Here is a 26035-nt window from a genome sequence, read left to right as displayed (position 1 = left end):
TAGCCGGGATCGCGGTCATCCACTGTCCGCGATCACCTCGGCGAGCCCCCGGTGAACGCCTCCAGTGATTCCCCACCCGCGCTCCAGACAGCGGACCCAGCATCTGCGCGGGCACGACCGTCGCCCGACCGGCTCACGGGGGAACGCGGAGGAACGGCTCATGGAAGCCAAGGAACTGGGTGTAGTCGGCGCGCACGTCTTCACCCCGCAGGTGTTCGCGGACCCACGCGGCGCGTTCGTGTCGCCTTTCCAGGAGGAGGCGTTCGTCCGGCAGACCGGGCATCGGCTGTTCCCGGTGGAGCAGATCAGCCACAGCCGCTCCCGCCGGGGCGTCGTCCGCGGGGTGCACTTCACCCGCACCCCGCCGGGTATGGCGAAGTACGTCTACTGCCCCCGGGGCCGGGCGCTCGACATCATCGTGGACCTGCGGCGTGGCTCGCCGACCTTCGGCCGCCACGCCACCGTCGTCCTCGACCCGGTGGACTTCCGGGCGGTGTACTTCCCCGTCGGTCTGGGCCACGCCTTCGTCGCGCTGGAGGACGACACGGTGATGGCCTACACCCTGTCCCTGGCCTACTCCCCGGAGAACGAACTGGCGTTGTCGGTGGACGACCCCGACCTGGCGCTGTCCTTGCCCGAGGACATCGAACCGGTCGTCTCGGAACGCGACCGGGTGGCCCAGAGCCTCGCACAGGCCCTGGAGTCGGGGGTGCTGCCCGACTACGAACAGTGCCTGGAGCTGGATGCCCGACTCGCCCGCTGAGACGGTACGCCGGCGGCGCGCGGCCCCGGCCGCGACCAGCCGGATTCGAGCGGGAATCAGGCACCGGCTCCTAGGTTCCGGAACATGAAGATTCTCGTGGCCACAGGGCCTGCCCACCCGCTGTACTTCCCGGTCGTGCCCATCGCCTGGGCGCTGCGCGCCGCCGGTCACGAGGTGCTCGTGACGGTCCCCGAAAGCTTCGAATCCGCCGTGCGCGGCTCCGGTCTCGCCATGACGCCGGTGCACGGCCCCCTGGACATGGGCGAGGTGATGGCCCTGGACCGGGAGGGCCGGCCGGTCCGCGTCCCCGACAACGACGCCGACATGGCCGCGGGCGTCGGTGCCGGCTTCGGCCGGCTGGCCGCGCGGACCGTCGACGCCACCGTCGAGCTCGTCGGGCGCTGGCGGCCCGACCTCGTGATCACCGACTCGTACTCCTTCGCGGCCCCGGCCATCGCCGCCGGGATTCACGGCGTCCCATGGGTCAAGCACATCGTCGGCCCCGGCGATCTGCCTGTCGCCGACGCGGTGGAGCGGGAAATGGCCCCGGAACTGGAGCGCCTGGGGCTGGACAGGCTGCCCCCGCCCGCCCTGGTCCTCGACAACTGCCCCCCGGCGCTCGGCGATCCGGCGCCCGGGGCGCAGCCCGTACGGTATGTCCCCTTCGGTGAGCCGGGTGCCGTGCCCGGCTGGGTCCACGAGCCCCGCAACCGGCCCCGGCTGCTGGTAACCCTGGGGTCCGTCCAGCCGCAGATCGGTGGCATCCCGATGCTCGGCCAGATGATCCAGGCCCTCGCGTCCCTGGACGCGGAGCTGGTCGTCGCGGTCGCCGACCACCTGGTCGACAAGCTCGGCACGCTCCCGGACAAGGTCGTCGCCGCGGGTTGGATCTCGCTGACCTCCGTGCTGCCCGGCTGCGACGCGGCCGTCCACCACGGCGGCCCCGGCACCATGATGGCCTGCCTCGCCCAGGGCATCCCCCAGGTCGTCGTCCCCGGCCGCGGTAAGCCCCTGGAGGCCATCGCCCGGCTGGCCGACCTCGGTGCGGTGCGCCACCTGCCGCCCGCCGACCTGACCCCGCAGAGCCTGCTGGACTCCTGCCGCACCCTGCTGGAGGACACCGGCTACGCCAAGCGGGCCAAGGAGGTGCGCGAGGAGATCGCCCGGCAGCCCTCGCCCGGCGCGGTCGTGCCGGTCCTCGAGGACCTCGTCCTGCGGTACAGGACGGCCTAGGGCCGTGCCCACGCCCCGACCGGGCGCGCCCGGCGCACTCCGGACGGCCGTCCTCGGCGGCACCGGCTGGCTCGGCAGACACGTCTGCGAGCTGGCCGCCCGGCGCGGCCACTACGTCCTCGCCGTAGCCCGTCGGCCCCGACCTCACGTCGCCACCCACCGGTTCGTCGGGCTCGACCTCGCCCGCGCCTCGCCCGAGAGCATCGGCCGGCTGCTGCGCGAGCACCGGGTGGACGTCGTGGTCAACGCCACCGACGCGGCGAACGCCACCGACGGCTGGGCCAGGACCGACGAGGACCTGGCGGACCTGAACCTCGGTCTGGTCTGCCGCCTCCTCGCGGCCCTGGGCACCGTGGAGGGACGCGTCCGCCTCGTCCACATCGGCACGATGCACGAGTACGGCGAGGTCTCCGCGGGCACCGTCATGGACGAGGCGCTCCATCCGCGCCCGGTGACCCCGTACACCCGGAGCAAACTGGCCGGTTCGCAGGCGGTGCTGGCAGCCGCCCGGACCGGTGCGGCGGACGGGCTGGTCCTGCGGGTCGCCAACGTCAGCGGCCCCCACCCGTCGCCCGAGAGCTTTCCCGGCAAGCTCGTCGCCCTGTTGCGTGAGGCGGTGGCCACCGGTGACCGGATGCCGGTCACCCTGGGCGACGCGCGGCGCGACTTCGTGGACGTACGCGATGTCGCCGAAGCGGTCCTCAAGGCCGCCGAGTCGACGGCGACCGGCCAGGCCGTGAACATCGGCAGCGGGACGGCCGTGGACATGCCCACCCTGGTGCGGCTGTTCGTCACCGCCGCCGGCTTCCCGGCCGAGATCCTCGACGAACGGGCCCAGGAGGTCCGCAGCCTCGGCGGCGCCTGGACCCGGGCCGACATCCAACGCGCCGCGCAACTGCTCGAATGGCGGCCCCGGACCACCCTCGCCGTCTCCCTGCGGGACATGTGGCGGATGGACCGGGCGGAGCACCGGCCGGTGGTCGGCCGGTAGGCGGATCAGCGGGAGGAACGAGGAAGGGGGTCCGGGCCAGGTGGCCCGGACCCCCTTCGTCCGCTTCAGAGCGGCGCTCTCACTTCAGCACGCCGACGAACAGCCCGCAGCCGAACCGGTCGGTCCGGACGTACTCGACCGAGCAGCCCGCCCCCTCGAAGGCCCGTTCGTAGGTCTCACGAGTGAACAACCGCATCCGGTGCACGTCCGTGAAGTGCCGGATCCCGCCGTCCTTCAGCGCGTCCAGGTAGTGGACGACGATCGGGACCCGGTCGCCCTCGCGGGTGGAGTGCGAGATCCGCACCGTGACCCGACCGTCGGACCGCACGAGGTCCTCCGCGATGTACCCGGGGAGGAACGCGTCCGGAAAGTACCAGGGTTCGAGCACGATGACCCCGCCGGGCGTCAGGTGGCGGGCCATGCTGCTCAGGGAGGCCTCCAACTGCTCGGGGGTTTCCATGTACCCGATGGAGCTGAACATGCAGATGACCGCGTCGTAGGACCGCTCCAGCGAGAAGTCCCGCATGTCGCCCGCGTGCACCGGAATGCCGGGCATGCTCTCCCCGGCCTTGACGATCATGTGCTCGGAGAGTTCGAGCCCCTCCACCACGTCGAAGGTCTCCCGCAGGAAGGCCATGTGGCCGCCCGTCCCGCAGGCCACGTCGAGCAGCGTGCTCGCGTCCGGCCTCCGGGCCCGCACATGGGCGGCCACCTCGGCGGACTCCGCCGGGTAGTCCTTGCCGCGGCCGGCGTAGATGAGCTCGTAGATCTCCGCGAGTCCGGAGCCGTACACCTCTTCGACCATGGCCCTTACACGTCCCAGGTGACGGGCAGCTCGTGAACGCCGTACACGATCGCGCCCTCCTTGCGGGGCACCTCATCCAACGGCTTGACCAGCCGCAGCGAAGGGATCCGGCGGAACAGCGTCGTCCAGACGACCTGCATCTCCAACCGGGCCAGCTCCGCGCCGATGCACAGGTGCGCCCCGTACCCGAACCCGACCTGCTTGCGGCTGCCCCGGCTCAGGATCAGCTCGTCGGGGTCGGGGAAGACCTCGGGGTCCCGGTTGGCGGTGAGCAGCAGGCACAGGATCCCGTCGCCGGCCGGGATGACCGTGCCGTCGATCTCGATGTCCTCCAACGCGACCCGGGGCACCCCCACGTCGCCGATCGTCACCACGCGCAGCAGTTCCTCGGTGGCCGGACCGATCATCTTCTCCGGGTCGGCCAGCAGCTCCGCCAGCTGTTCCGGGTGCTCCAGCAGGGCGGCAGTGCCGAAGGAGATCATGCTCGCGGTGGTCTCGTGACCGCCGTTCATCAGCATCCGGACCATGTTGACCAGATCGCGTTCCGTGTACTCCTCGCCCGACTCCTCGTACGCCGCGATGGCCATGCTGATGACGTCCTCGCCGGGCGTCTCCGTCTTGAGCCGCACCAGCTTCTCGACGTAGGCGTTGACCTCGATGATCGCGGCCCGCCGCTGCTCGGGCGTACTGCGGCCGCCGAACATGTTGTTGCTGTGCTCGATGATGAAGTCGTGGTCGTCCTGCGGGACGCCCAGCATCTCGCAGATCACCGTCGTCGGCAGCGACAGCGAGAACAGCCGGTGGAAGTCGACCGGCGGGGCCAGGCCGAGCATCCGGTCGATGTGTTCGTCGACGACCTCCTGGATGCGCCCGCGCATCTTCTGCACCCGCTGGTACGTGAACGCGGCGGCGACCTTGCCCCGCGCCCGGGTGTGCTCCGGCGCGTCGTACCCGATGAAGGAGGTCTCCGTGCGGAACTCCGGCGGCGCGATGAAGTAGAAGGGGAAGCCGGGCAGTCTGCGCGAGGCGCTCACCCGGGGGTCCGTCAGCAGACTGCGGATGTTGGCGTAGCCGGTCACCGTCCAGACCCGCAGGCCCGACTGGGCGAGTGTCACCTGCGTGACACCCTTCTCGATCATTTCCGGGTACTGCGCGGGCGCGGTGAACGGCCCCTGGCGCGCGTAGGGGAAGGGGGTGTGGGCGACGGGGCAACGGGATTCGGTCGTCATCGTGCGATCTCCTTGGCTGTCCGGCCCTTCTCGGGGGCGCGGGGGCGGTCACGGCCAGAGGCCCCGGGGTGTCCGGGGTGTCCGGTCATCCCTGGGTGCGTAGCCCCGATCCGGGCCCGGTGGCGGCGACCCCGTCCACGGCCGGCTCCTTGGCGTCCCAGTCGATGTGATGGCTCATCATCCAGGTGGGGTCGCCCTTGCCCGCGGTCCCGCGGAAGGCTCTGGAGATGAAGTAGTTGCGCAGCAGACGGCCCGCCGGGCCGCGCCGGATATTGCCCTCGTTGTTGTACTTCCCCTGCGCGACGATGTCCTCGACGCGCTTGCGCCTCGCCGCCTCGTAGCTGACGAATCCCTGCTCGTGCGAGGGCGCGTCGCGCAGGCACTTGGCCAGCACGACCCCGTCCTCCATGGCCACCGCGCAGCCCTGGCCCGCCGTGGGGGACACCGCGTGCGCCGCGTCACCGATCACGATCATCCGGTCGCGGTGCCAGCGGGGCACCGGCGGCAGGTCGTACGTCGGGGACGGCGGTGCGAGGTCCCGGGTCGCCCCGATGATGGCGGCCGCCGGAGTGCGGTCGCCCTCGAACAGGCGCAGCAGGTCCCCGCGCCAGGTCGCCGTCCTGAGCCGCAACAGCTCCTGGTCCGGCTCCTCGGCGCGCGGCGGGTTGGCGAACCACCAGAGGCTGCCGTCGGGGTGCTTGGTATAGCTGAAGAAGCTCCGCTTGCCGAAGAACATCCGGATGACGCCCGGAGGGCCCTCCAACTGGAGCCCCTCGGCGCGGCCGAAGGCGTTGAGCACCCCCAGATAGCGCGGCGAGGGAGCCGAGGGGTCGATGATCCGGCGGACCTGCGAGCGCAGACCGTCCGCCCCCACCAGAAGATCGCCCTCGGCGTGCGTCCCGTCCTCGAAGACCGCCCGCACCCGGTCGCCGTCGGCGCTCGCGTCCACGATCCGCTTGCCGAACTCGATGGGGATCCCGCGCCGCGCCGCCTCGTCCCGCAGCCCGACGTAGAGGTCGGAGCGGCGGATCGTCTGGATGATCTGGCCCCGGTCCGCCAGTCGGTCGGTGGCGACGTCGCCGGTCAGCGCCCGGCCGGTGTCGCTGTAGAACGCGATGGCGGGCGTGTCGAAGCCCTTGTCCCGGACCAGGTGGCCCAGGCCGATGCTGTCCAGGGCGTCGATGCCGTTCGGGCCGATGTTGACGAAGTTGCCGATGCCGTCGGCGGTGTGGTCGAAGGCCTCGTAGAGGGTGGGCTCGAAGCCCGCCTTCTGGAGGGCGATGGCGCAGACGGCCCCGGCGATCCCGCCGCCGATGACGAGCACGCGAGTCATGATTCCTTCCTCTGTTCACGGGGGGTTGAGCCGGCGTCGCCGTCCGCCGGAACGTCCGGGCGGCTCACCGTGCTCGGGCAGGACGTGTCGTCGGGCAGGAAGCCGTCGACGAAGTAGCCCTCGACGAGCCTGTCCACGTCCGGGTTGCGGACGAAGCCATAGATCTCGTGCTGGCCCGAGTCGGCGACCGTGATCAGCCGGTGCCCGAGCCGGGCGGCCATCGCGACCCCGCCCTCGTAGTGGTCGGTCGGGTCGCCCTCGGCGTGCACGACCAGCCCGGCCGGGTAGCCGCGGGCGGACAGTTCCACGGGCCGCTCCGGCGGGGTGAACGTACGGAACGCCCCCACCCAGGTCTGGGCGCGCATCACGCCGTAGCCGTACGGGAAGTGTTCCCGGTAGCGGCGCATGTCCTCGTAGTAGACCTCCAGGTCCGTCGGCCAGTCCTTCTCGACCGTCACCGCGTCGAGCACCCCGCACCGGGTCTCGCCCTCGGTCTCGCTCGGCGGCCACACCTTCTCGTTCGCGAGCCACTTCCCGGCCGCCTCGGCGCCGCCCGTCCGGACGTCGGCCACCAGGTCCGCCAGCTCCCGCCACTTCGAGCGGTCGGCCGAGCGGGACCCCATCGCCCCGTCGAACAGCGAGCGCAGCGGGACGGCGCCCGGGGTGGTGGTGATCGCGGCGGCGGCCGCCTCGACCGCGGCGAGCACCTGCTCGCCGGAGGTCCCGAGCCCGAAGTGGCCCTCGCGCCGCGCGGTCCAGGCGGCCCAGGCCTCCACGTTGTCCCGGTTGGCGCGCCCCTGGGCCATGGCCTGCTCGCGCCAGGACCAGTCGGGATGCACACAGGAGTCCAGGACGCTGCGGTCCAGCCGGTCGGGGAACAGCGCTCCGTAGACCGCGCCGAGGTAGGTGCCGTAGGTGTAGCCAAGGTAGTTGAGGCTGTCCTCGCCGAGCACCGCGCGGATCACGTCCATATCCCGGGCGGTGTTGGGCGTGTTGACGTGCGGACGCAGCTCGCCGCCCGCCCGCAGGTTGCCTTCCTCGCGGATGCGGAAGTCCTCGGAGATCACCGCGAAGGCGGAGTCCGGGGGGCGTGAGTCGAACGGCGCGGCCGTCGGGGTGATCTCGCCGCGCAGTGGCGTGGAGTCCCCGGTACCGCGCGGGTCGAAGCCGATCAGGTCGTAGACCTCGGTGAGCCGGGTGTGCGCCAGCGCGGCGGGAAAGCCCCGACCGAGCCCGAAGTAGCCCCCGGGGCCTCCGTTGACCAGCAGCAGGATGCCGCGACGCCGCTCCGGGTCCTTGGCCCGGAGCCGGCTGACGGCGATCGAGAGCCTGCGGCCCGCGGGGTCCGTGTAGTCCATCGGCACCTCCACCACCGCGTGCTCGACGGGTGCGTGGGTCGGTGCGGCCGCCGGAAGCCAGGCCGAGGCGGCACCGCCACCGGCAGGCGCCGGGGCCCACTGAGGCCGTTGCTCGTGGAACGCCGTCAGCGCGTTCTCGCCCGGGGCGTTCGAGCTCGGGTCGGGCCCGGTGTCGGGCGGGGTTTCACGGGTTGTCATGACGATGCGCTCGACTTCCTTGTCTCAGGGGCAGAAGGGGAGGGCGTCCCGGCTGTCGGGAGGCCGACGATCTCCAGGACCGCCACCGACCAGGCGAAACCTCCGCCGGCGCTGACGAGGGCGCAGAACTGTCCGGGGGCCAGGGCGCCGGTCCGCACCAGATGGGCCAGCCCCCCGAAGGGATCGCCCGCACCTAGGTGCCCCACCCCGGACCCCCACGACCAGGTGCTCCGGTCGGGGTCGATGTCCAGTGCGTCGAAGAACTGGAAGTCCATCTTCGGGCGGCCCAGATGGGGCAACACGAACCAGGCGATGCCGTCGGCCTTCACGTCCGCGTCCGCCAACGCCCGCTCGAACGCCTCACGTTGCCCGACCTGAAGGCGGTCGATGAGCTCGCCCATGCCGAGTTGCTCGACCAGTCGCGCCCGGTGCCCGGCCACACTGACCGGGGAGCGGACGCCCAGCGGCGTCGTACCGAACGGGTCGTCGCCCCGGCCCATCGACTCCAGCGTCGGATCGGAGACCGTCACCAGGCTGCGCAGGCGGGCGAAGCCGTCGGCGGTGGACAGGACGGCCGCCGTTCCGCCGTCCCCGCACACCGTCCCCGGGTCGGTCTCCCAGCGGTCGAACCCGGGCAGGGCGAACCGGTCGCCCGTGGTGATCAGAACACTGTGCGGAGCCCGGCCGGACAGCAGCGCGGCGACCGCCAACTCCATCGCCGCCATACCGCCGTTGGATAGCTGCCCGACGTCCATCGCCGGGCAGGAGCCGCCCACCGCCTCCCGCTGGACATAGGAGGCGGGCGCCCAGAGGTCGTGCCCCTGGTAGTACGTACTGGCGTGCAGGACCAGGCCGATGTCCTCCCGGTCGGCTCCCGCCGAGCGCAACGCCTCCCGGGCCGCTCGAACCGCCATCTCGGGCCCCGACTCCTCGCCGACGCACACCGAACGCATCCGGCTGCGCCGGATCGTCCGCTCGTCCGCGAGACCCTGCCGCGCCACCTCGGCGACGGGCAGGGCACGCGGCAGATGAAGCCCGACCCCGGAAATGAACACGTCCGTGACGTTCACCGGATCCTCCCTCGTGCACCCTCGGCCGGATCGTCGCTGGCGGGTGAAGCCGGATACGGCCCCCGGGCCCGGAGTCTGTGGCGGCGACGTCAAAACCGGCTCAAGGCCGGATGGAGCCCCTGCGGTTCGAACCGTTCTCAGGCGCGGCTCGAACGCCGGGACGCACGGTGTGGCCGAATCCCAGGAAAGGTACGTGGATGCCGCTCTTGCCCCCGACCACCCGGCCCGTCGCCCTGATGTTCGCCGGACAGGGCGCCCAGCACCCCAGGATGGCGGCGGGCCTCTACGGCCACGACGAGTCGTTCACCGCCTGGATGGACCGCGCCTTCACGCTGTACGAGGACGCCGGACCCGCGCTGCGGTCCGAGTGGCTGGCCGAGCGCCCCTCACCCCTGTACGACGACGTGTCGGTGGCCCAGCCCCTGCTGTACGCGGTGAACCACGCGCTCGGCCGGATGCTGCTGGAGCGCGGCGTGCGCCCGGTGGCCCTGATCGGACACAGCGTCGGGGAACTCGCGGCCGCCACCCTGGCCGGAGTGCTCGACTTCACCGACGGGGTCCGGCTGTTGCGCGACCGCGTCCGGCAGTTCGCCGACACCCCACCGGGCGGGATGCTCGCCGTGGCGGCCTCGGAGGCCGACGTCGCCGACCTCCTGAACGCTGATGTGCACCTGGCGGCGGTCAACGCCCCCCGGCAACTGCTGCTGGCCGGCGCGGAGAACCCGCTGGCGCAGGCAGCTCGGACGCTGGAGGAACGGGGGCTGATCTGCCGCAAGGTACGCGCCCGGCAGGCGTTCCACAGCCCCCTGGTCGCCGAGGCGGTGACGGCCTCCCTGCCGGACTGGCGGGCCACCGGACTGCGGCCCCCGCAACTGCCCCTGTACTCCGCCTACACCCGGGGCCTGCTCACCGACCAGGACGCGGTGGACCCGGACTTCTGGGCCGGGCAGGCCGCCGCGACCGTCCATTTCGCCCCCACACTCACCGGGCTGCTGGCCGACCACGACTGTCTGTTGGTCGAGGCCGGACCGGGCAACAGCCTCAGCGTCCTGGCCCGCAGACAGCCGTCCGTGGTCGCCCGCCGCAGCTCCGTGCTGCCGCTGCTGCCCGACCGGTGCCGGGGCGACGAGGCCGACCGCCGGGAGGCCGCAGCGGCCGTGGAGCGGCTGTTCGCGCCGCTGGAAGCGCCCGCGCGCACGCTGACACCGCCCGCCCGACCGTCGAATCCGGAGGAGACCGTGTCCCAGAACCCGACCCGACGACCCACGCCCCGGCAGCAGGAACCCGTCGCGGTGGTCGGCATGTCCTGCCGGTTCCCCGGCGCCGACGGCCTCGACGCGTTCTGGCGGCTGTTGATCTCCGGCAGCGAGGCCATCGGCCCGGCCGGGAGCCGGCGGACCGGGCGCCGCGACGGCGGCTACCTCGACGGCGTCGAGCTCTTCGACGCCGAGTTCTTCCAGATGCCCGCGCCGGAGGCCGCCGCGACGGATCCCCAGCAGCGGTTGCTCCTCGAACTGGCCTGGCACGCCCTGGAGGACGCCCGGACCGCCCCCGACACCCTGTCCCGGGAGCCTGTCGGCGTCTTCGTCGGCAACTGCGCCGACGACTACTCCCTGATGGGCCGGGCCGCCGGGATCGCCACCGCCTACACGATGACCGGGACCGGCCGGGCGTTCCTGGCCAACCGCCTCTCCCACTTCCTCGGATTCGCCGGCCCCAGCCTGACCGTCGACACCGGGCAGTCCTCGTCGCTCAGCGCCCTCCACCAAGCGCTGCGGTCGCTGGAGGCGGGGGAGTGCTCGGCGGCCCTCGTCGCAGGGGTGCAGCTCAACCTCGCCGCCGAGGGCGACGACGCCGTCCAGGCGCTCGGCGCCCTCTCGCCCCGGGGGCGGTGCCACACGTTCGACTCCCGGGCCGACGGGATCGTCCGGGGCGAGGGGGCCGGCGTCCTGCTCCTCAAGCCGCTGGAGCGAGCGCTCGCCGACGGCGACCGGATCTACTGCACCGTGCTGGGCAGCGCCATGAACAGCGACGGCGGACGGACCGGCCTCACCGCGCCCAGCAGCGAGGCCCAGCAGTCGGTGCTCACCGCCGCCTGCCGGCGCGCGGGCGTCGCGCCCGAAGACGTCTCCTACGTCGAACTGCACGGTACGGGCACGGCGTTGGGCGACCCGGTCGAGGCGTCCGCGCTGGGCGCGGTGCACGGCTCCGGGCGGCCGTCGGACTTCCCCCTGTGGGTCGGCTCGGTCAAGACGAACATCGGCCACCTGGAGGGCGCGGCGGGCATCGCGGGCTTCATCAAGACCGCGCTCGGCCTGCACCACGGCGAGCTGCCGGCCAGCCTCAACTACCGTGAGCCCAACCCGGCGATCGACCTCGACGCGAACCGGCTGCGGGTGTGCGCGGCCCGTGGAGCGTGGCCTCGACGGCCGGAGCCGTCCATCGCCGGTGTCTCCTCGTTCGGCCTCGGCGGCACCAACTGCCATGTGGTGCTGGGTGAACACCCCGCCGGGACCGTCCCTGCGAGCCCGGAGGCGGGTGCCGCCGTCCCTGTGCCCGTCCTGGTGTCCGGCCGCAGCGACCCGGCGATGCGCCGGCACGCGGCCGCCTTCGCCGACGCCCTCGACCCCGCGCGCCGGGACCCGGCAGCGGACCCGGTGTCCCTGGCCGACATCGGTCTCTCCTCCGTCACCACCCGGGCATTCCTGCACCACCGGGGCGCGGTCGTCGCGAGCGACCTCGACGAGCTGGTCGCCCGGCTTCGGGTGCTCGCTGACGGCCCGCACCCCGACGCCCCCGGCGTCGTCGAGGGAACCCGCGGCGAGGGCCTCACCGCCTACCTCTTCCCCGGGCAGGGGGCGCAGCAGCCCGGCATGGGCCAGCGGCTCCACAAGGAGTTCGAGGTGTTCGCCCGCACCTTCGACGCGGCATGCGCCGCGATGGAGCCGGCCCTCGGCGCGAGCCTGGCCGACATCCTGTGGGGCCGCGACGACCTGCCCGACCGGCGCCACCACGCCCAGCCCGCGCTGTTCGCCCTGGAGGCCGCCCTCTACCGGCTGTTCGAGTCCTGGGGCATGGCGCCGGACCTGCTGCTCGGCCACTCCCAGGGCGAGATCACCGCCGCGCACGTGGCGGGCGTCCTGTCCCTGGAGGACGCGGCGCTGTTCGTCGCGCGCCGCAGCCGGCTCATCAACACCCTGCCGCCCGGCGGCGCGATGATGGCCGTACAGGCCGCGGAGAGGGAGGCGCGGGACCTGCTCGGCCCCGAGCCCGGACCGGTCTCCGTCGCTGCCGTCAACAGCCCGCAGTCCCTCGTGCTCTCCGGCGAGGAGAAGGCCACCCTCGCGGCTGCGGCCCACTTCGAGCAGCTGGGCCGCCGCACCCGCCGACTGCGGATCGCCGTCGCCGGGCACTCTCCGCTGATGGAACCGATCCAGGACGAACTGCTCGCCCTGGCCGAGGGGCTCACCTGGCATCCGCCCACCGGCCCGCGCATCGTCTCGGCGGTCACCGGCCGGCCGGTGATCCCCGGGGAGATCGACCGCCCGGAACACTGGCCGCACCACCTGCGCGCCACCGTGCGGTTCGGGCCCGCGCTGCGCACCGCGCACGACCTCGGCGCCCGGTTCTTCGTCGAGATCGGTCCCGGGCGGGGCCTGGTGAACATGGCGGCGGAGACCGTGGACCTGGGCGAGGCCCTCTTCAGTGCGCCGATGGCCACCCGGGACGAGGTGGCGGGCGTCGCCGGGACCGCCGCCGCGACCTACGTCTTCGGCGCGCCGATCGATCCGGGGGCCGTCCACGGCCCGCACGCCCGCCGCACCGACCTGCCGCCCTACCCCTTCCGTCGCGAGCCGTTCTGGCTCGACACCGTGCCGCCCACCGCGCCGCTGCCCGCCGAACCCTCCGCGCAGTGGTCCGGCGACCCCTACGAACTGGTCGTCAGCAGCACCCTGAGCACCCTCGGGCTGTCCCCGACCACCGAACTCGACCTGCACGAGAACTTCAACGCGCTCGGCCTGGACTCCCGGATGGCCGTCACCCTGCGCACGGTGCTCACCCGCGCCACCGGGCGGTCCATGCCCACCACCCTGCTGTTCGACCACCCCACCCCGGGGGCCCTGATCGAGGCCCTGGGGAGCGACGCGCCGCTGTAGCCCCGTCCGCCCCGGCCCCACCTTCCACGCGACGAAAGGCCTTGAGCACCATGACCCAGGAAATACCTGCTCCCCACGAGGGCCAGGAACCGATCGCCATCGTGTCCATGGGCTGCCGGTATCCGGGAGGCGTACGGTCCCCGGAGGACCTCTGGCGGCTCGTCGCGTCCGGCGGCGACGCCATCTCCCCGTTCCCCGGCAACCGCGGCTGGGACCTGTCCGATGCCGACGGCCGCTCCAGCACGCGGCACGGTGGGTTCGTCCACGACGCGGACCTGTTCGACGCCAAGTTCTTCGGCATCTCACCCCGCGAGGCCGCCGGGATGGACCCGCAGCAGCGGCTGCTCCTCGAAGTGGCCTGGGAGACCTTCGAACGGGCCGGCCTCGACAAGGACGCGCTGGCCGGCAGCGACACCGGCGTGTTCGTCGGCGCGATGGCCCAGGAGTACGGGCCCCGGCTGCACGAGGACAACGAGGACGCGGGCGGCTACCGGATCACCGGCAGCACCACCAGCGTCGCGTCGGGCCGCATCGCCTACTGGTTCGGCCTGCGCGGCCCCGCACTCACCGTCGACACCGCCTGCTCCTCCTCGCTGGTCGCCCTGCACCTCGCCGTACAGGCGCTGCGCCAGGGCGAGTGCGACCGCGCGCTGGCCGGCGGGGTCGCGGTGATGCCGACCCCCGGCATGTTCATCGACTTCAGCCGCCAGGGCGGACTGTCCCCGGACGGACGCTGCCGCTCCTACTCCGACGACGCCAACGGCACCGCCTGGTCGGAGGGCGCCGGCCTGCTCCTGCTGGAGCGGCAGTCGGACGCCCTCGCCCACGGCCACGAGATCCTCGCCCTGATCCGGGGCAGCGCCACCAACCAGGACGGTGCGAGCAACGGGCTGACCGCGCCCAGCAAGTCCGCCCAGGAGAAGGTCATCTCGCTCGCCCTGGACCGGGCGGGGCTCCACCCGCACACCGTCGACCTGGTGGAGGGGCACGGCACCGGCACCGAACTGGGCGACCCGATCGAAGCCCGCGCGCTGGCGGCGGCCTACGGCTCGGGCCGTACCGCGGAGCGCCCGCTGTGGCTCGGCTCGCTGAAGTCCAATCTGGGACACGCGCAGGCCGCCGCCGGCGTGGGCGGCGTGATCAAGGTCGTGCAAGCGATGCGCGCCGGGGTCATGCCCGCCACCCTGCACACGGGCACCCCGAGTCGGCACGTGGACTGGGCGAGCAGCGGTCTCGCCCTGCTGCACGAGGCCCGTGACTGGAACCGGGCGGAGGAAGGCCCCCGGCGTGCCGGGGTCTCCTCCTTCGGCATCAGCGGAAGCAACGCCCACGTGGTCCTGGAGGAGGCCGTCCGGGCCCCCGTGTCGGAGTCGACGGAGGACGCCCCCGCCGAAGGCCCCCACGTCTGGCAGCTGTCCGCCCCGAGCCCCGACGCCCTGCGCACCCAGGCGGCGGCCCTCGGCGCATTCCTCACCGACGCCCCGGACACCGCGCCCGAGGACGTCTCCCGGGTGCTCCGCTCCCGTACCCGCTTCGCCCACCGGGCCGCGGTGGTCGCCGACGACGCCGCTGACCTCGCCCGCGGACTCGGCCAGTTGGCCTCGGGGACCTACGCCCCCACCTCGCCCGGCCGCTACCGATCGCCGACCGTGCTGAGTGGCGAGGCCCGGCAGGGCTCCGCCGGACCGGTGTTCGTCTTCCCCGGCCAGGGGTCGCAGTGGCGGGGGATGGGCCGGGAGCTGATGGACCGGTCCGAGCCGTTCCGCCGCAGCGTCGAGGCGTGCGAACGGGCCCTGGAGCCGTATGTCGACTGGCGGCTGTCCGACGCGCTGCGCGGCGAGGACCTGGACCGCGTCGACGTCGTCCAGCCCGCGCTGTTCGCGGTGATGGTGTCGCTGGCCCGGATGTGGGAGGCGGCCAGGGTGCGGCCCGCGGCCGTCGTCGGCCACTCGCAGGGTGAGATCGCCGCAGCGCACGTGGCCGGGGTGCTCACCCTCGACGACGCGTGCCGAATCGTCGCCCTGCGGAGCAAGGCCCTGCACACGGTGGCGGGCAGCGGCGGAATGGTCTCCGTGCCGCTGGGCGCGGAAGCGACCCAGGGACTGCTGGACGCGGCGGACGGCACGAACGGGAAGGCCGGGATCGCCGCGCTCAACGGGCCTTCCAGCACGGTCGTGGCGGGCGGTGTCCAGGCGTTGGAGGACCTGCTGGCCGCCTGCGAGGCGCGCGGGATCGACGCCCGGCGCATCGAGGTCGACTACGCCTCGCACACCGAGGCCATGGACGTCCTGCGCGAACCGCTGGCCGAGGGCCTGGCCGGCATCGCCCCGGGCCCCGGGACCGTGCCGGTGTATTCGACGCTGACCGGCGAGCCGATCGAGGCCTTGGCCATGGACGCCTCGTACTGGTTCGAGAACCTGCGCAATCCCGTGCGCTTCCAGGCGGCCGTCCAGCGGCTCGTGGACCGCAGACACCGGGTGTTCGTCGAGGTCAGCCCGCATCCGGTCCTCACCTTCGGTCTGCAGGCGATCCTGGAGGCCGCGGGAGTGCGCGGCTCGGTCCTGGACACCGTCCGGCGCGGCAGCGGAGGCCCCGGGCAGTTCCTCGCCTCGGCCGCCGCCGCCCAGGCCGTCGGCGTCCCCGTGGACCTCGGCCCGCTCCAGCCGCCAGGCCGGCGGGCCGTGCTGCCGACCTACGCCTTCGACCGCAGCCGCTACTGGGCGAGTGCCCCGGAAGCCGTACCCGCCTCCGAAGCCCGCCCGGACACGGGCGACTTCGCGTTGCGGTCACTCGAACTGCCGACGGGAGCGACGGTGTTCGCCGCGCGTCTCGACCCGGCGCGTCACCCCTGGCTCGCCGACCACCGGGTGCGCGGCACCGCGCTCGTCCCGGCAACGGCCTTCCTGGCGCTGCTCGCCGAGGCGGGACGGGCGGCCGGGCTGCCCGTCGTCCAGGAGCTGACCCTGGGCGTTCCGCTGATCTCCCCCGAGGACACCGCGGCCGATCTCCGCGTGCTGCTGGAACCGGCGGACGCCGCGGGCCACCGCCGTCTCACCGTCCACGCCCGCCCCGCCGACGCGGAAGCCTGGACGGCCCACGCCTCCGGCGTGCTGGCCCCTGGGAGCCCGCAGGCGGACACGGCGCCCTCGGTCGCCTGGCCGCCCGCCGACGCCTCCCGCATCGACCTGAGCGACGCCTACCTTCGGCTGGCCGCGCGCGGTTACGGCTATGGTCCGGCCTTCGCCGGGCTGCGCCGGATGTGGGTGCGCGGCTCCGACATCTTCGCCGAGGTGACCCTGCCCGACGGGACTGCGGAGGGCTCCGGAGCCACCGCGCACCCGGCGCTGCTCGACGCCGCCCTGCACGCCGCGATCCTCCAGAGCGGCGGCGAACTGGTGGTCCCCTTCGCCTGGCGGGACGTCACCCTCGTGCCTTCCACGACCCGTGACCTGCGGGTGCGCATCAGCACCGAGGGCGACGAGGTCACCGTGCACTGTGCCGACACGCTGGGCCGGACCGTCGCCACCGTCGCCTCGCTCACGATGCGCCCCCTCGCGGAGGAAGCGGCGCCCGGCGGCCTCGACGAGGAGGGAGCGGGGTTCGCCCTGCACTGGGCCCCGGTCCCGGAGACCCCCGACGCGCTCGCCCCGGACGCCTGGGCGGCGCTGTCCACCCCTGGACTGGGCGCGGCGCACGACTTCCCCGGGCTCGACGGGGTCGCCCGGCCCGCGCCCGCGGTCCTCGTCGCCGCTCTCGGCGGCGACGGGAGCGAGGACACGCTGACGGCCGATGTGGACGCGCTCGCCGGGGAGACGACCGACCTGCTCCAGAGCTGGCTGGCGGACCCCGGGTTCGCCTCGGCACGCCTGGCCGTGCTCACGAGGGGCGCGCAGTCCGCCGTCGACCGCGAACCGGTGCGCCACCTGGCCTCCTCGGTGATCACCGGGCTGGTCAGGTCCGCCCAGGCGGAACACCCCGACGCCTTCCAGCTGATCGACATCGACGACGACCCGGCGTCCCTCCGGGCGCTGCCGCGTGCTCTGGCCACCGGCGAACCGGAGGTGGCGGTCCGGGCCGGGGTACTGCTCCGCCCCCGACTGCGGATGCCGTCCGGCGGCACGCTCCGGGAGCCGGACGGCCACCGCGCCTGGCGGCTCGACGTGACCAGCAAGGGGACCCTCGACCACCTCGCCCTGCTGCCCCACCCGGAGGCGGAGGCCCCCCTCGGTCCCCGGGAGGTCCGCATCGAGGTCCGCGCGGCCGGGCTCAACTTCCGCGACATCGCGGTAGGCCTCGGTCTGGTGGCCAGCGAGAAGACCATGGGCAGCGAAGGATCGGGCGTCGTCGTCGAAACCGGCGTCGACGTCACCCGGTTCGTCGCCGGGGACCAGGTGTTCGGCGTCTTCGAACGCTCCCTGGGCCCGCTCGCGGTCGCCGACGAGCGCATGGTCAAACCGCTCCCGGCCGGGTGGAGCCACGCCCAGGCCGCGAGCGTGCCGATCGTGTTCATCACCGCCTACCAGTGCCTGGTCGAGGTGGCCGACGTCCGCCCCGGCGAGTCGGTGCTCATCCACACCGCCACCGGTGGCGTCGGACTCGCCGCGATTCAACTGGTGCGTCACCTGGGCGGCGAGGTGTTCGCCACCGCGAGCGCCGGCAAGCAGGACACCCTGCGCGCCTGGGGCGTGCCCGAGGATCACATCGCCTCCTCCCGTGACCTGGACTTCGCCGACGCCTTCCGCGCCGTCACCGGTGGACGCGGCGTGGACGTCGTCCTCAACTCCCTCGCCAAGGAAGCGATCGACGCCTCGCTGGGGCTGCTCGCCCCGGGCGGACGGTTCGCGGAGATGGGGAAGACCGACATCCGCGACATCGGGCGGACCGAGGCCGACCACCCGGGCATCACCTACCGGGCCTACAACATCCTGGGGATCTCCCCCGACCGCATCGGCGAGGTGCTGGACGAGCTGATCGCCCTGTTCGAGAGCGGCGCCCTGGCTCATCTGCCGCTACGCACCTGGGACGTCCACGAGGGCCGGACGCCGTTGCGGATGCTGAGCCGAGCCAAGCAGCGCGGCAAGCTCGTCCTGACCATGCCGCGCGCCGTCGACCCGAACCGGCCCGCACTCGTCACCGGCGGTACCGACGGGCTGGGCGCCCAGGTGGCCCGCCACCTCGTCGCCGCGCACGGCGCCCGCAGGTTGCTGTTGCTGAGCCGCCGCGGCCCGGACACCCCGGGAGCGACGGAACTGCGGGCCGAACTGGCCGCGTCCGGGGCGGAGGCGACCGTGGTGGCCTGCGACGTCACCGACCGGGCCGCGCTTGCCAAGGTGATCGCCGAGAACCCGCCCGGCAGCGTCTTCCACACCGCGGGGGTGCTCGCCGACGCACCGCTCACCCAGCTCACACCCGCCCGGCTCCGCGCGGTGGCGGCTCCCAAGGCACACGGCGCCTGGCACCTCCACGACCTCACCCGCGATCTCGACCTGTCGGCATTCGTCCTGTTCTCCTCGGCGTCCGGAGTGATCGGCAGTCCGGGCCAGGCCAACTACACGGCGGCCAACACCTTCCTCGACGCGCTCGCCCAGCACCGGCGGGCCCAGGGCCTGGAGGCCACCTCGGTGGCCTGGGGGCTGTGGGCGGAGCAGACCGGGATGACCTCGCACCTGTCCGAGCGGGCCGTCGGCGCCCTGGCCGGTATCGGGATCGCGCCCATCGCCACGGACCGCGCGCTGCGGCTGCTGGACGAGGCGCTCGCCTCGGCGGGATCGCTCCGGGTGGCGCTTCGGCCCGCGCTCACCGGCATCCGGCCGGGCAGCAGGGCCGCCCGCCTGTTCGAGGAACTGACCGGCCCGGACGACGCACCCGGCCCGACCGGGAGCCGCGACCTCCCCGCCCCTGGGCCGCGGGAGGCGGGGCAGGCACGGCAGACCGGGGCGCTTCCCACGGAACAGCCCTCCGAAGAGGCGTTCCTGACGCTCGTCCGCTCCCACGCCGCCGACGTGCTCGGCTACGGTGACGCCTCCGCGGTCGGGACGGACGAGGCCTTCCGGGACCTCGGCTTCGACTCGCTGCTCAGCGTCGACCTGCGCAACCGGCTCAACGCGGCCACCGGGCTGCGGCTGCCGGCCGACGTGGTCCTGAAGAACCCGACGCCGCGCGCACTGGTCGAGTCCATGATCAAGGCGCTCGGCGAGGCGTGAGGGGCCGCTGGATCACCACTGTAGGGCCGCTCGACGTGGCCCTGCCAGATTCCCCGTACCGCGTTCGCGGACCGGGAGGAAGGGTTCGAGATGAGCAAGACCGAGGTGACCCACACGATCACTGTGCCCGCCGGGGCGGACGCCGTTTACCGCGTCGTGTCCGACGTCGGGCTGTGGCCGCTGTACTTCCCGCCCACGCTCCGGGCCGAGCGGGTGTCGGGGGACGACCGTGAGGAACGCATCCGGATCTGGGCCATGGCCAACGACGAGATCCGCACCTGGGAGTCCCGTCGCCGGCTGCGGCCCGAGGAGCACCGGGTCGACTTCGAGCAGGCCACTCCCACCGACCCGGTCGCCGCGATGGGCGGCGCGTGGTCGGTGACGGAGCACGGCGACGGGACCAGCACGGTCGTCCTCGACCACTTCTACCGCGCCACCGGCGACGACCCGGACCAACTCGCCCGTATCGCACGGGCGGTGGAGGACAACAGCACATCCGAACTGGAGCACCTGCGCCGGGCGGTCGAGCGGGGTGAGAGCGAGCGGGAACTCCTGCTGGACTTTTCCGACTCGCTGACCATCCGCGGCTCCCTGAAGGACACGTACGACTTCCTGTACGACGTGCGGCACTGGCCGGACCGTATCCCGCACGTGCTGCGCATCGGACTCCGCGAGGACGCCGAGGGTCTCCAGCACATGGAGATGGACACCCGCTCACCGGACGGCTCGGTCCACACGACCGTCTCGGGCCGGGTCTGCGAGCCGCAGCGGCGCATCGTCTACAAGCAGGTGAAGCTGCCGCCCGCGCTCCAGGCGCACAACGGCGAATGGCTGCTCACCTCGCCCGCCGACGGTGTGGTCGAGGTGACCTCCCGGCACCGGGTGATCCTCGACCCCGAGGGCATCGCGGCGCTGCCCAACCCGCCCGCGTCACTCGAAGCGGCCCGCAAGGCCGTACGCGACTCCCTGGGCGCGAACAGCCGGGCGACGCTGGCCAGGGCCCAGGAGTACGTCGAGGCCCGCTGAACCACACCCGCAGTCCGCACCGACCGCACTCCCGCACCGACCGCAGTCACACCCGACGAGAAAGGCGACCCGCCATGGCCGAACTGACGATCGACGAGCTGAGGACGTTCCTGAAGAGCGCGATGGGGGAGGACGAGACGATCGACCTCTCCGGGGACATCCTGGACACCCGACTGACCGACCTGGGCTTCGACTCGCTCGCCGTCATCGCGACCACGAGCAGCCTGGAGCGGCACTTCAAGCTCAAGCTCCCGGAGGACGGGATATCGGAGATCGAGACGCCCAGGGACTTCCTCGACGTCTTCAACCAGCAGCTCTCCCAGGCGGCGTGAGCGGCGACGACGGCCGGGAGGCTCCGATGACGGACGGTCTGCTGGAGCGGGTACGGACCTTCGTGCACGCGGAGGTCCTGCCCCGGACGGACCATCTCGACAGCCTCCCGGAGGCGCCCACCCGGGAGTCGGCCCGGCTGCACGAGGCCGGTCTGGCCAACTGGTGGATCCCCGCCGCCTACGGGGGGCAGGGGGTCCCGTTGGTGGACAGCGTCGACGTCGTCTCCGAACTCGCCTACGGAGACGCCGGGTTCGCCTTCGGTTCGTTTCTCTCCATCCTCGGCACCACCATGCTCCAGCTCTGCGGCGACGACGAGCTGGTGCGCGAGCCGCTGGAGCGGCTGGCCCGCGACGGCGGCCTCTGCGCGATCCTCGCCAGCGAGGAGGAGGCCGGGAGCGAACTCGCCCGGATCAGCACCACGTTCCGGCGCGACGGCGATCGACTGGTCCTCGACGGTGACAAGTTCTTCTCCACCAACGCGGACGCGGCCGGGCTGCTGCTGGTGGTGGCCCGCGACGCCGAGGACGCGGCCGACTTCCGGGTGCTGCTGGTCCCGCGCGACACCCCCGGGGTGGAGATCGTCAAGCGCTGGGACATGGTCGGTATGCGGGGCTCGGCCACCTACCGGGTCCGGCTCCAGGACTGTTCGGTGCCCGCCGCACACACCCTGCGCGGCAACGGGCTGCGCAACCTGGAGATGGGGCTCAACGCCAGCCGGATCCTGATCGCCTCCACCGCGATCGGGGTGTCCCGCCGGGTCCGCGATCTCTGTATGGAGTACGCGGCGGTGAAGCAGGTCAAGGGCGCCCGGCTGGCGGACAACGCCGTGTTCGCCGGGAAGCTCGGCCAGATCGAAATGCTCATCGACGTGATGCGCCACCAGTGCCGCGCGGCCGCGGCGGAGTTCGACCGGTACCTGTCGGGCGCCGAACCGGCCTCCGCCCTGTACCGGACCGGCACGCTGCGCTCGGCGCTGGCCGCGAAGATGTACTGCGGCCAGGCTGGCTGGCAGGTGGCCACCACGGGGTCCGAGATGTTCGGCGGTCTCGGCTACACCCACGACCACCCGGTCGAGAAGCTGGTGCGCGACCTGCGGTACGTCGGTCTGGTGGAGGGCGGGGACGACGTCGTCCGCGATCTGCTGTACACGCGCTTCGTGGTGCCGGCGGGCAAGCGGCGCTGACCGGTACGGGACGGCCGCGCCGCCTCCGGCTCACGGAGCGGTGAGGACCATCGCCGAGGCGAAACCGCCGTGCCCCCGGGCCAGCACCAGCGCACAACGCAGGCTCGCGGTGCGCGGCTCTCCGACGACCAGGTCGATCCTGGGGTCGACGAGATCGCGCACCGTGCCGGGCACCGCCGGTACGACCCCGTCACGCAGGCTCAGCAGCGCGGTGACGACATCGAGGGCGGAACCGCCGGATATCAGTCGGCCCACCAGCGACTTGGGTGCGCTGACCGGCACCCGCCGCGCCCCGAACAGCCGCTCGATCGCCGCCGCCTCGGCCCGGTCGAGTGGAACGCTGCCGGACGCGTCGGCGAACACCACGTCGACGTCGTCCGGGGTGAGCCCAGCGTCCGAGAGCGCCGCACGGGCCGCCCGCAGCAGACCGTCGCCCCCGGACCCGGCCACATCCGGGTCGAACGCGGCCCCATGCCCGGCCACCACCCCGTACACCGTCTCCGCACCGCGCTCCTCGGCGGCCGTGCGGGGCTCCAGGACCAGCACCGCGCCGCCCTCGCCCGGCACGAAGCCGGTGGAGTCCGCGCGGAAGGGCAGATACGCCCGGTCCGGGTCGGTGCTGCCGCTGACCCCGGGCGCCGCCGAAACGGTGGAGATCCCGTACGGGCACAGCAGGCCGTCGAAGCCGCCTGTCGTCATCACCTGCGTCCCCTTGCGGACCCGCCTGCGGGCGAAGGCCATCGAGTCCAGGCCGCCGGCCTGCTCCGAGACCACGACCCCGCCCGGCCCCCGCATGCCGCTCCTGATGGAGATCTGGCCGGTGTTGACCGCGTAGTACCAGGCGAAGGACATGTACGGGCTGACCGACTCCCAGCCGGTTCCCCACAGTTGCTGAAGCTGCTGCTGGCCGAACTCCAGGCCGCCCGTGGAGCTGGAGACGGCCACGCCGACCGCGTACTCGGGCAGCGCGGCGGGATCGACCCCGGCGTCGGACAGGGCGCCCTCGGCGCAGAGCAGGGCGAGCCGCGTCAGCCGGTCCGTTTGCGGCGTCAGTTTTTTGGGGAAGGTCAACTCCGCCTCGAAAACGGGTATCTCGGCGGCCAGCCGTACGGGGTAGCCCTCGGCGTCGAACCGGCCGATCGGCCGGATCGCCGACACGCCCTTGAGGGTCGCTTCCCAGTAGGCTTCGAGTCCAGCCCCGTTGGGCGCGATCACATCGACGCCGGTGACGACGACATCCTGATTCATGAGGCGCTCCGCTCCAGGTTCTTGAGTACCATCGCGCTCTGGAATCCGCCGAAACCGCTGCCGACGGTGAGGACCGCGCCGAGCTCGCGCTCGCGGGCGGTGTTCGGCACGTAGTCCAGATCGCACTCGGGATCGGCCTCGTGCAGGTTGGCCGTGGGGACGACCACGCCGTGGCGCATGGACAACGCGCAGGCCGCGATCTCGATGGAGCCGATCGCCCCCAGGGAATGGCCGACGCTCGCCTTGATGCCGCTCATCGGCGTGCGGTAGGCATGGTCCCCGAGGCTGAGCTTGACCGCGGCCGTCTCGTGCCGGTCGTTCTGCTTGGTGCCCGAGCCGTGGGCGTTGACGTAGTCGATGGCGGTCGGGTCGAGCCTCGCGTCGCCCAGAGCCAGGTCGATCGCCTCGGACATCTCCTTGCCGTCCGCCTTGAGCCCGGTCATGTGGAAGGCGTTGCACCGGGACGCGTAGCCGGCAACCTCGGCGTAGATCGTGGCGCCGCGCCGCCGCGCGTGCTCGTACTCCTCCAGCACCAGTACCGCCGAGCCCTCGCCGAGGATCAGCCCGGTCCTGGTCCGGTCGAACGGCCGGCAGGCGGTCGCCGGGTCGTCGTTGCGGGCGGAGGTGGCCTTGATGACGTCGAAGCACGTCAGAGTGATGGGGGAGATCGGTGCGTCGGTGGCACCGGTGACCATGACGTCCGCGGTGCCGTCCCGGACCAGCTCGGCCGCGTACCCCACGGAGTCGATGCCCGAGGTGCAGCCCGTGGAGATCACCGCCGCGGGTCCCAACGCACCGGTCGTCAGGGCGACTTCCGAGGCGATCGAGCTCGGAAGGAAATAGTCGTACAGATGGGGCGGGGCGAAGGAGGGGTCGACGACCCAGTCCTTGCCGCCGTTCGACAGCACGGCGTACTCCCGCTCCATCGTCGTGGTGCCGCCGACGGCGCTGCCGATGGCCACCCCGGTGCGCTCGGCGAGCTCGCCGTCGAGTTCCAGACCGCTGTCCGCGAGGGCCTCCCCGGCCGCCACCATGGCCAGTTGCGACACCCGGTCGGTGCGCCGGGCCTGCTGGCGGGTCAGTCCCAGCGAGAGCGGGTCGAAGTCGCACTCGGCGGCGACCCGGCACCGGTGCTCGCTCGCATCGAACTGGGTGATCGTCCTGGTCGCGGTTCTGCCGCTGGTCAGGAGCTGCCAGAACGGCTCCCTCCCGATTCCGCTCGGCGCGACGACGCCGATACCGGTGATGACTGCCCTGCGGGCCATGTGTTCCCTCCGTGACGGATGACCGGCCGGGTAGGGGTCCGGCCTGGCTCGCAGAGTGCGGGCCGCTCCTTGACTCGCGATCCAGGCGCGTTGGAGACCCGGGGGCCGTCCGGGGAGGTCGAGCGGTGCTCCGCGCGGGGTCGAGCCCGCCGGACGAGGGTGGCCGAAACCCGGCAATCGTGTGGGAGGAACCATGGGAGATCAGCTGATTCCAGATGTCAGGAAGACGGTGGTCGTCGCGGCGTCCCCGGAGCGCTGCTTCGAGACGTTCACCGAGCGGATGGCCGAGTGGTGGCCGCCGTCGCACGTGCTGCTGCGCACGCCGCGCGTCGGTCTGGCCATGGACCCGAAGGTCGACGGCCGCTACTACGAGTGGGACGCCGAGGGCAACGAGATCGACTGGGGGAAGGTTCTGGAATGGGACCCGCCGCGGCGGCTGCGGCTGACCTGGCGGATCGACGGCCGCTGGCAGTCGATCCCCGACGACGAGCGCGCCAGCGAGATCGAGGTCGTCTTCACCCCGCTGGAGGACGGTTCCACCCAGGTGGAGCTGGCGCACGTCCGCTTGGACAAGCACGGTGCGGACGGCCGGCGGATCTTCCAGGCGCTGGACGGCCCGAGTCCGGGGGAGACCCTGGAACTGTTCGCGCGGGCCGTGCGATGAGCGCTCCCGGCCGGCCGGCCGGGAGCGGCCTGGCCGCACCGGCCCCCGACCCGGTGCGCGCGCCCTTCCCCCGGCTGCGGGAGATCGCCGAGGGCGTGCACGTCTACGAGCAGCTTCCCGGCGGGTGGTGCCTCAACAACGCGGGGCTCGTCGCCGGGGAGGACCGGTCCCTGGTCGTGGACACCGTCGCGACCCGGGCGCGGGCACTGCACCTGCGGGACGAGACACGGCGGGTGGTGCCGGGAGGGCCCGACTTCGTGGTCAACACCCACTTCCACGGCGATCACGTCTTCGGCAACGAGCACTTCGTTCCCCGCGCGGCGGTGATCAGCCATGAGCAGACCCGGTCCGACATCGAGGAGGCGGGACTCGGCCTCTGCCACCTGTGGCCGGGCGTCGACTGGGGCGAGCCCCGGCTCACCCTGCCCGACGTCACCTTCCGGGAGGCCATGACCCTGCGCCTGGGCGGACTCACCGTCGAACTGCTGGAGATCGGCCCGGCGCACACGGCCGCCGACGTCGCCGCCTGGGTGCCGGAGCGCAGGGTGCTGTTCACCGGGGACGTGATCTGGTCGGGCGTCACCCCGTTCCTCCTGATGGGTTCGGTCGAAGGGTCGCTCGCGGCGGTCGAGCGGCTGCGCGCCCTCGGGCCGGAGCTCGTGGTCCCGGGCCACGGCGCGGTGGCGGGCACCGACGCGCTGGACGCGACCGAGGCCTACGTCCGCTGGCTCCGCGGGATCGCCGAGGACGGACTGCGCGCGGGCCTGTCCCCACTGCGGGCGGCCCGGGAGGCTGACCCCGGCCCGTTCGCTGCCCTCGTCGACCCCGAGCGGCTCGCGGGCAATCTGCACCGCGCCTACGCCGAACTGGAGGGCCTGCCTCCGGGGGACCGGATCGATGTGGCCGCCGGGTTCCGGGACATGGTCGAGTTCCACGGCGGCCTGCCCTTCAGCGCGGCCTGACCCCCGCCGTCCCC

The 26035-nt window shown here is 72.9% G+C and carries 16 protein-coding genes and 1 pseudogene; 10 read left to right on the top strand and 7 right to left on the bottom strand.

What is annotated here, in order from left to right; all coding sequences use genetic code 11:
* Positions 1–160 precede the first annotated feature (160 nt).
* From QNO07_RS00225 to QNO07_RS00215, 3 genes are all read left to right on the top strand, one after another.
* A complete protein-coding gene (locus QNO07_RS00225; RefSeq protein ID WP_283989206.1) occupies positions 161–763 on the top strand; it encodes a dTDP-4-dehydrorhamnose 3,5-epimerase family protein in 603 nt (200 codons plus the stop codon).
* 84 nt (positions 764–847) lie between these two features.
* Positions 848–1996, top strand: a complete 1149-nt coding sequence (locus QNO07_RS00220; RefSeq protein WP_283989205.1) for a nucleotide disphospho-sugar-binding domain-containing protein — start codon at positions 848–850, stop codon at positions 1994–1996.
* Between the two features lie 4 nt (positions 1997–2000).
* Complete coding sequence (locus QNO07_RS00215) at positions 2001–2987, top strand: NAD-dependent epimerase/dehydratase family protein (protein WP_283989204.1); 987 nt, start codon at positions 2001–2003, stop codon at positions 2985–2987.
* A 79-nt stretch (positions 2988–3066) separates the two neighbouring features.
* Here the strand turns inward: QNO07_RS00215 and QNO07_RS00210 are convergent, their stop codons facing one another.
* The 5 genes from QNO07_RS00210 to QNO07_RS00190 all read right to left on the bottom strand — a co-directional run bounded on the left by QNO07_RS00210 (position 3067) and on the right by QNO07_RS00190 (position 8980).
* Positions 3067–3792: a class I SAM-dependent methyltransferase gene (locus QNO07_RS00210; protein ID WP_283989203.1), complete on the bottom strand. Its 726-nt coding sequence runs from the start codon at positions 3790–3792 to the stop codon at positions 3067–3069.
* A 5-nt stretch (positions 3793–3797) separates the two neighbouring features.
* Positions 3798–5021, bottom strand: coding sequence for a cytochrome P450 (locus QNO07_RS00205; RefSeq protein WP_283989202.1), 1224 nt, complete (start codon positions 5019–5021; stop codon positions 3798–3800).
* An 85-nt stretch (positions 5022–5106) separates the two neighbouring features.
* Positions 5107–6354: an FAD-dependent oxidoreductase gene (locus QNO07_RS00200; RefSeq protein WP_283989201.1), complete on the bottom strand. Its 1248-nt coding sequence runs from the start codon at positions 6352–6354 to the stop codon at positions 5107–5109.
* Entirely contained in the window at positions 6351–7910 is a 1560-nt protein-coding gene (locus QNO07_RS00195; protein WP_283989200.1) for an alpha/beta fold hydrolase, read from the bottom strand. The genes QNO07_RS00200 and QNO07_RS00195 overlap by 4 nt, the downstream gene beginning before the upstream one ends.
* Entirely contained in the window at positions 7907–8980 is a 1074-nt protein-coding gene (locus QNO07_RS00190; RefSeq protein ID WP_283989199.1) for a ketoacyl-ACP synthase III family protein, read from the bottom strand. The genes QNO07_RS00195 and QNO07_RS00190 overlap by 4 nt, the downstream gene beginning before the upstream one ends.
* Positions 8981–9177: 197 nt before the next feature.
* Here QNO07_RS00190 and QNO07_RS00185 point away from each other — a divergent pair, with 197 nt between their 5' ends.
* The 5 genes and pseudogenes from QNO07_RS00185 (at position 9178) to QNO07_RS00165 (ending at position 21882) form a co-directional block, all read left to right on the top strand.
* Entirely contained in the window at positions 9178–13137 is a 3960-nt protein-coding gene (locus QNO07_RS00185) for an acyltransferase domain-containing protein (protein ID WP_283989198.1), read from the top strand.
* Positions 13138–13205: 68 nt separating this feature from the next.
* A pseudogene (locus QNO07_RS00180) lies at positions 13206–19340 on the top strand (type I polyketide synthase); the annotation flags it as partial.
* Positions 19341–19430: 90 nt separating this feature from the next.
* Entirely contained in the window at positions 19431–20366 is a 936-nt protein-coding gene (locus QNO07_RS00175) for an aromatase/cyclase (protein ID WP_283989196.1), read from the top strand.
* A 74-nt stretch (positions 20367–20440) separates the two neighbouring features.
* On the top strand, positions 20441–20698 hold the full coding sequence (locus QNO07_RS00170) for an acyl carrier protein (RefSeq protein ID WP_283989195.1): 258 nt from the start codon (positions 20441–20443) through the stop codon (positions 20696–20698).
* A gap of 26 nt (positions 20699–20724) precedes the next feature.
* On the top strand, positions 20725–21882 hold the full coding sequence (locus QNO07_RS00165; protein ID WP_283989194.1) for an acyl-CoA dehydrogenase family protein: 1158 nt from the start codon (positions 20725–20727) through the stop codon (positions 21880–21882).
* 30 nt (positions 21883–21912) lie between these two features.
* Here QNO07_RS00165 and QNO07_RS00160 read toward each other — a convergent pair whose 3' ends face one another.
* Both QNO07_RS00160 and QNO07_RS00155 read right to left on the bottom strand, forming a co-directional pair.
* Complete coding sequence (locus tag QNO07_RS00160) at positions 21913–23130, bottom strand: beta-ketoacyl synthase N-terminal-like domain-containing protein (RefSeq protein ID WP_283989193.1); 1218 nt, start codon at positions 23128–23130, stop codon at positions 21913–21915.
* Positions 23127–24395 (bottom strand): beta-ketoacyl-[acyl-carrier-protein] synthase family protein, encoded by a 1269-nt coding sequence (locus QNO07_RS00155; RefSeq protein ID WP_283989192.1) that lies wholly within the window; start codon positions 24393–24395, stop codon positions 23127–23129. Before QNO07_RS00155 ends, QNO07_RS00160 begins: the two co-directional genes overlap by 4 nt.
* A gap of 193 nt (positions 24396–24588) precedes the next feature.
* Between QNO07_RS00155 and QNO07_RS00150 the strand changes: the two genes are divergently transcribed.
* Both QNO07_RS00150 and QNO07_RS00145 read left to right on the top strand, forming a co-directional pair.
* Positions 24589–25059: an SRPBCC domain-containing protein gene (locus tag QNO07_RS00150; protein WP_283989191.1), complete on the top strand. Its 471-nt coding sequence runs from the start codon at positions 24589–24591 to the stop codon at positions 25057–25059.
* A complete protein-coding gene (locus QNO07_RS00145; protein ID WP_283989190.1) occupies positions 25056–26021 on the top strand; it encodes an MBL fold metallo-hydrolase in 966 nt (321 codons plus the stop codon). Before QNO07_RS00150 ends, QNO07_RS00145 begins: the two co-directional genes overlap by 4 nt.
* Positions 26022–26035: the final 14 nt, after the last annotated feature.

The sequence above is a fragment of the Streptomyces sp. 549 genome (genome assembly GCF_030124175.1).
Lineage (GTDB): Bacteria > Actinomycetota > Actinomycetes > Streptomycetales > Streptomycetaceae > Streptomyces.
This window is presented reverse-complemented; position numbering and strand designations above follow the sequence as displayed.

What these genes read in the sequence shown, in the direction of transcription:
- QNO07_RS00225 (WP_283989206.1), top strand. Translation starts at nt 161, where the DNA reads ATGGAAGCCAAGGAACTGGGTGTAGTCGGCGCGCACGTCTTCACCCCG.
- QNO07_RS00220 (WP_283989205.1), top strand. Translation starts at nt 848, where the DNA reads ATGAAGATTCTCGTGGCCACAGGGCCTGCCCACCCGCTGTACTTCCCG.
- QNO07_RS00210 (WP_283989203.1), bottom strand. Translation starts at nt 3,792, where the DNA reads ATGGTCGAAGAGGTGTACGGCTCCGGACTCGCGGAGATCTACGAGCTC.
- QNO07_RS00205 (WP_283989202.1), bottom strand. Translation starts at nt 5,021, where the DNA reads ATGACGACCGAATCCCGTTGCCCCGTCGCCCACACCCCCTTCCCCTAC.
- QNO07_RS00200 (WP_283989201.1), bottom strand. Translation starts at nt 6,354, where the DNA reads ATGACTCGCGTGCTCGTCATCGGCGGCGGGATCGCCGGGGCCGTCTGC.
- QNO07_RS00195 (WP_283989200.1), bottom strand. Translation starts at nt 7,910, where the DNA reads ATGACAACCCGTGAAACCCCGCCCGACACCGGGCCCGACCCGAGCTCG.
- QNO07_RS00185 (WP_283989198.1), top strand. Translation starts at nt 9,178, where the DNA reads ATGCCGCTCTTGCCCCCGACCACCCGGCCCGTCGCCCTGATGTTCGCC.
- QNO07_RS00175 (WP_283989196.1), top strand. Translation starts at nt 19,431, where the DNA reads ATGAGCAAGACCGAGGTGACCCACACGATCACTGTGCCCGCCGGGGCG.
- QNO07_RS00170 (WP_283989195.1), top strand. Translation starts at nt 20,441, where the DNA reads ATGGCCGAACTGACGATCGACGAGCTGAGGACGTTCCTGAAGAGCGCG.
- QNO07_RS00165 (WP_283989194.1), top strand. Translation starts at nt 20,725, where the DNA reads ATGACGGACGGTCTGCTGGAGCGGGTACGGACCTTCGTGCACGCGGAG.
- QNO07_RS00160 (WP_283989193.1), bottom strand. Translation starts at nt 23,130, where the DNA reads ATGAATCAGGATGTCGTCGTCACCGGCGTCGATGTGATCGCGCCCAAC.
- QNO07_RS00155 (WP_283989192.1), bottom strand. Translation starts at nt 24,395, where the DNA reads ATGGCCCGCAGGGCAGTCATCACCGGTATCGGCGTCGTCGCGCCGAGC.
- QNO07_RS00150 (WP_283989191.1), top strand. Translation starts at nt 24,589, where the DNA reads ATGGGAGATCAGCTGATTCCAGATGTCAGGAAGACGGTGGTCGTCGCG.
- QNO07_RS00145 (WP_283989190.1), top strand. Translation starts at nt 25,056, where the DNA reads ATGAGCGCTCCCGGCCGGCCGGCCGGGAGCGGCCTGGCCGCACCGGCC.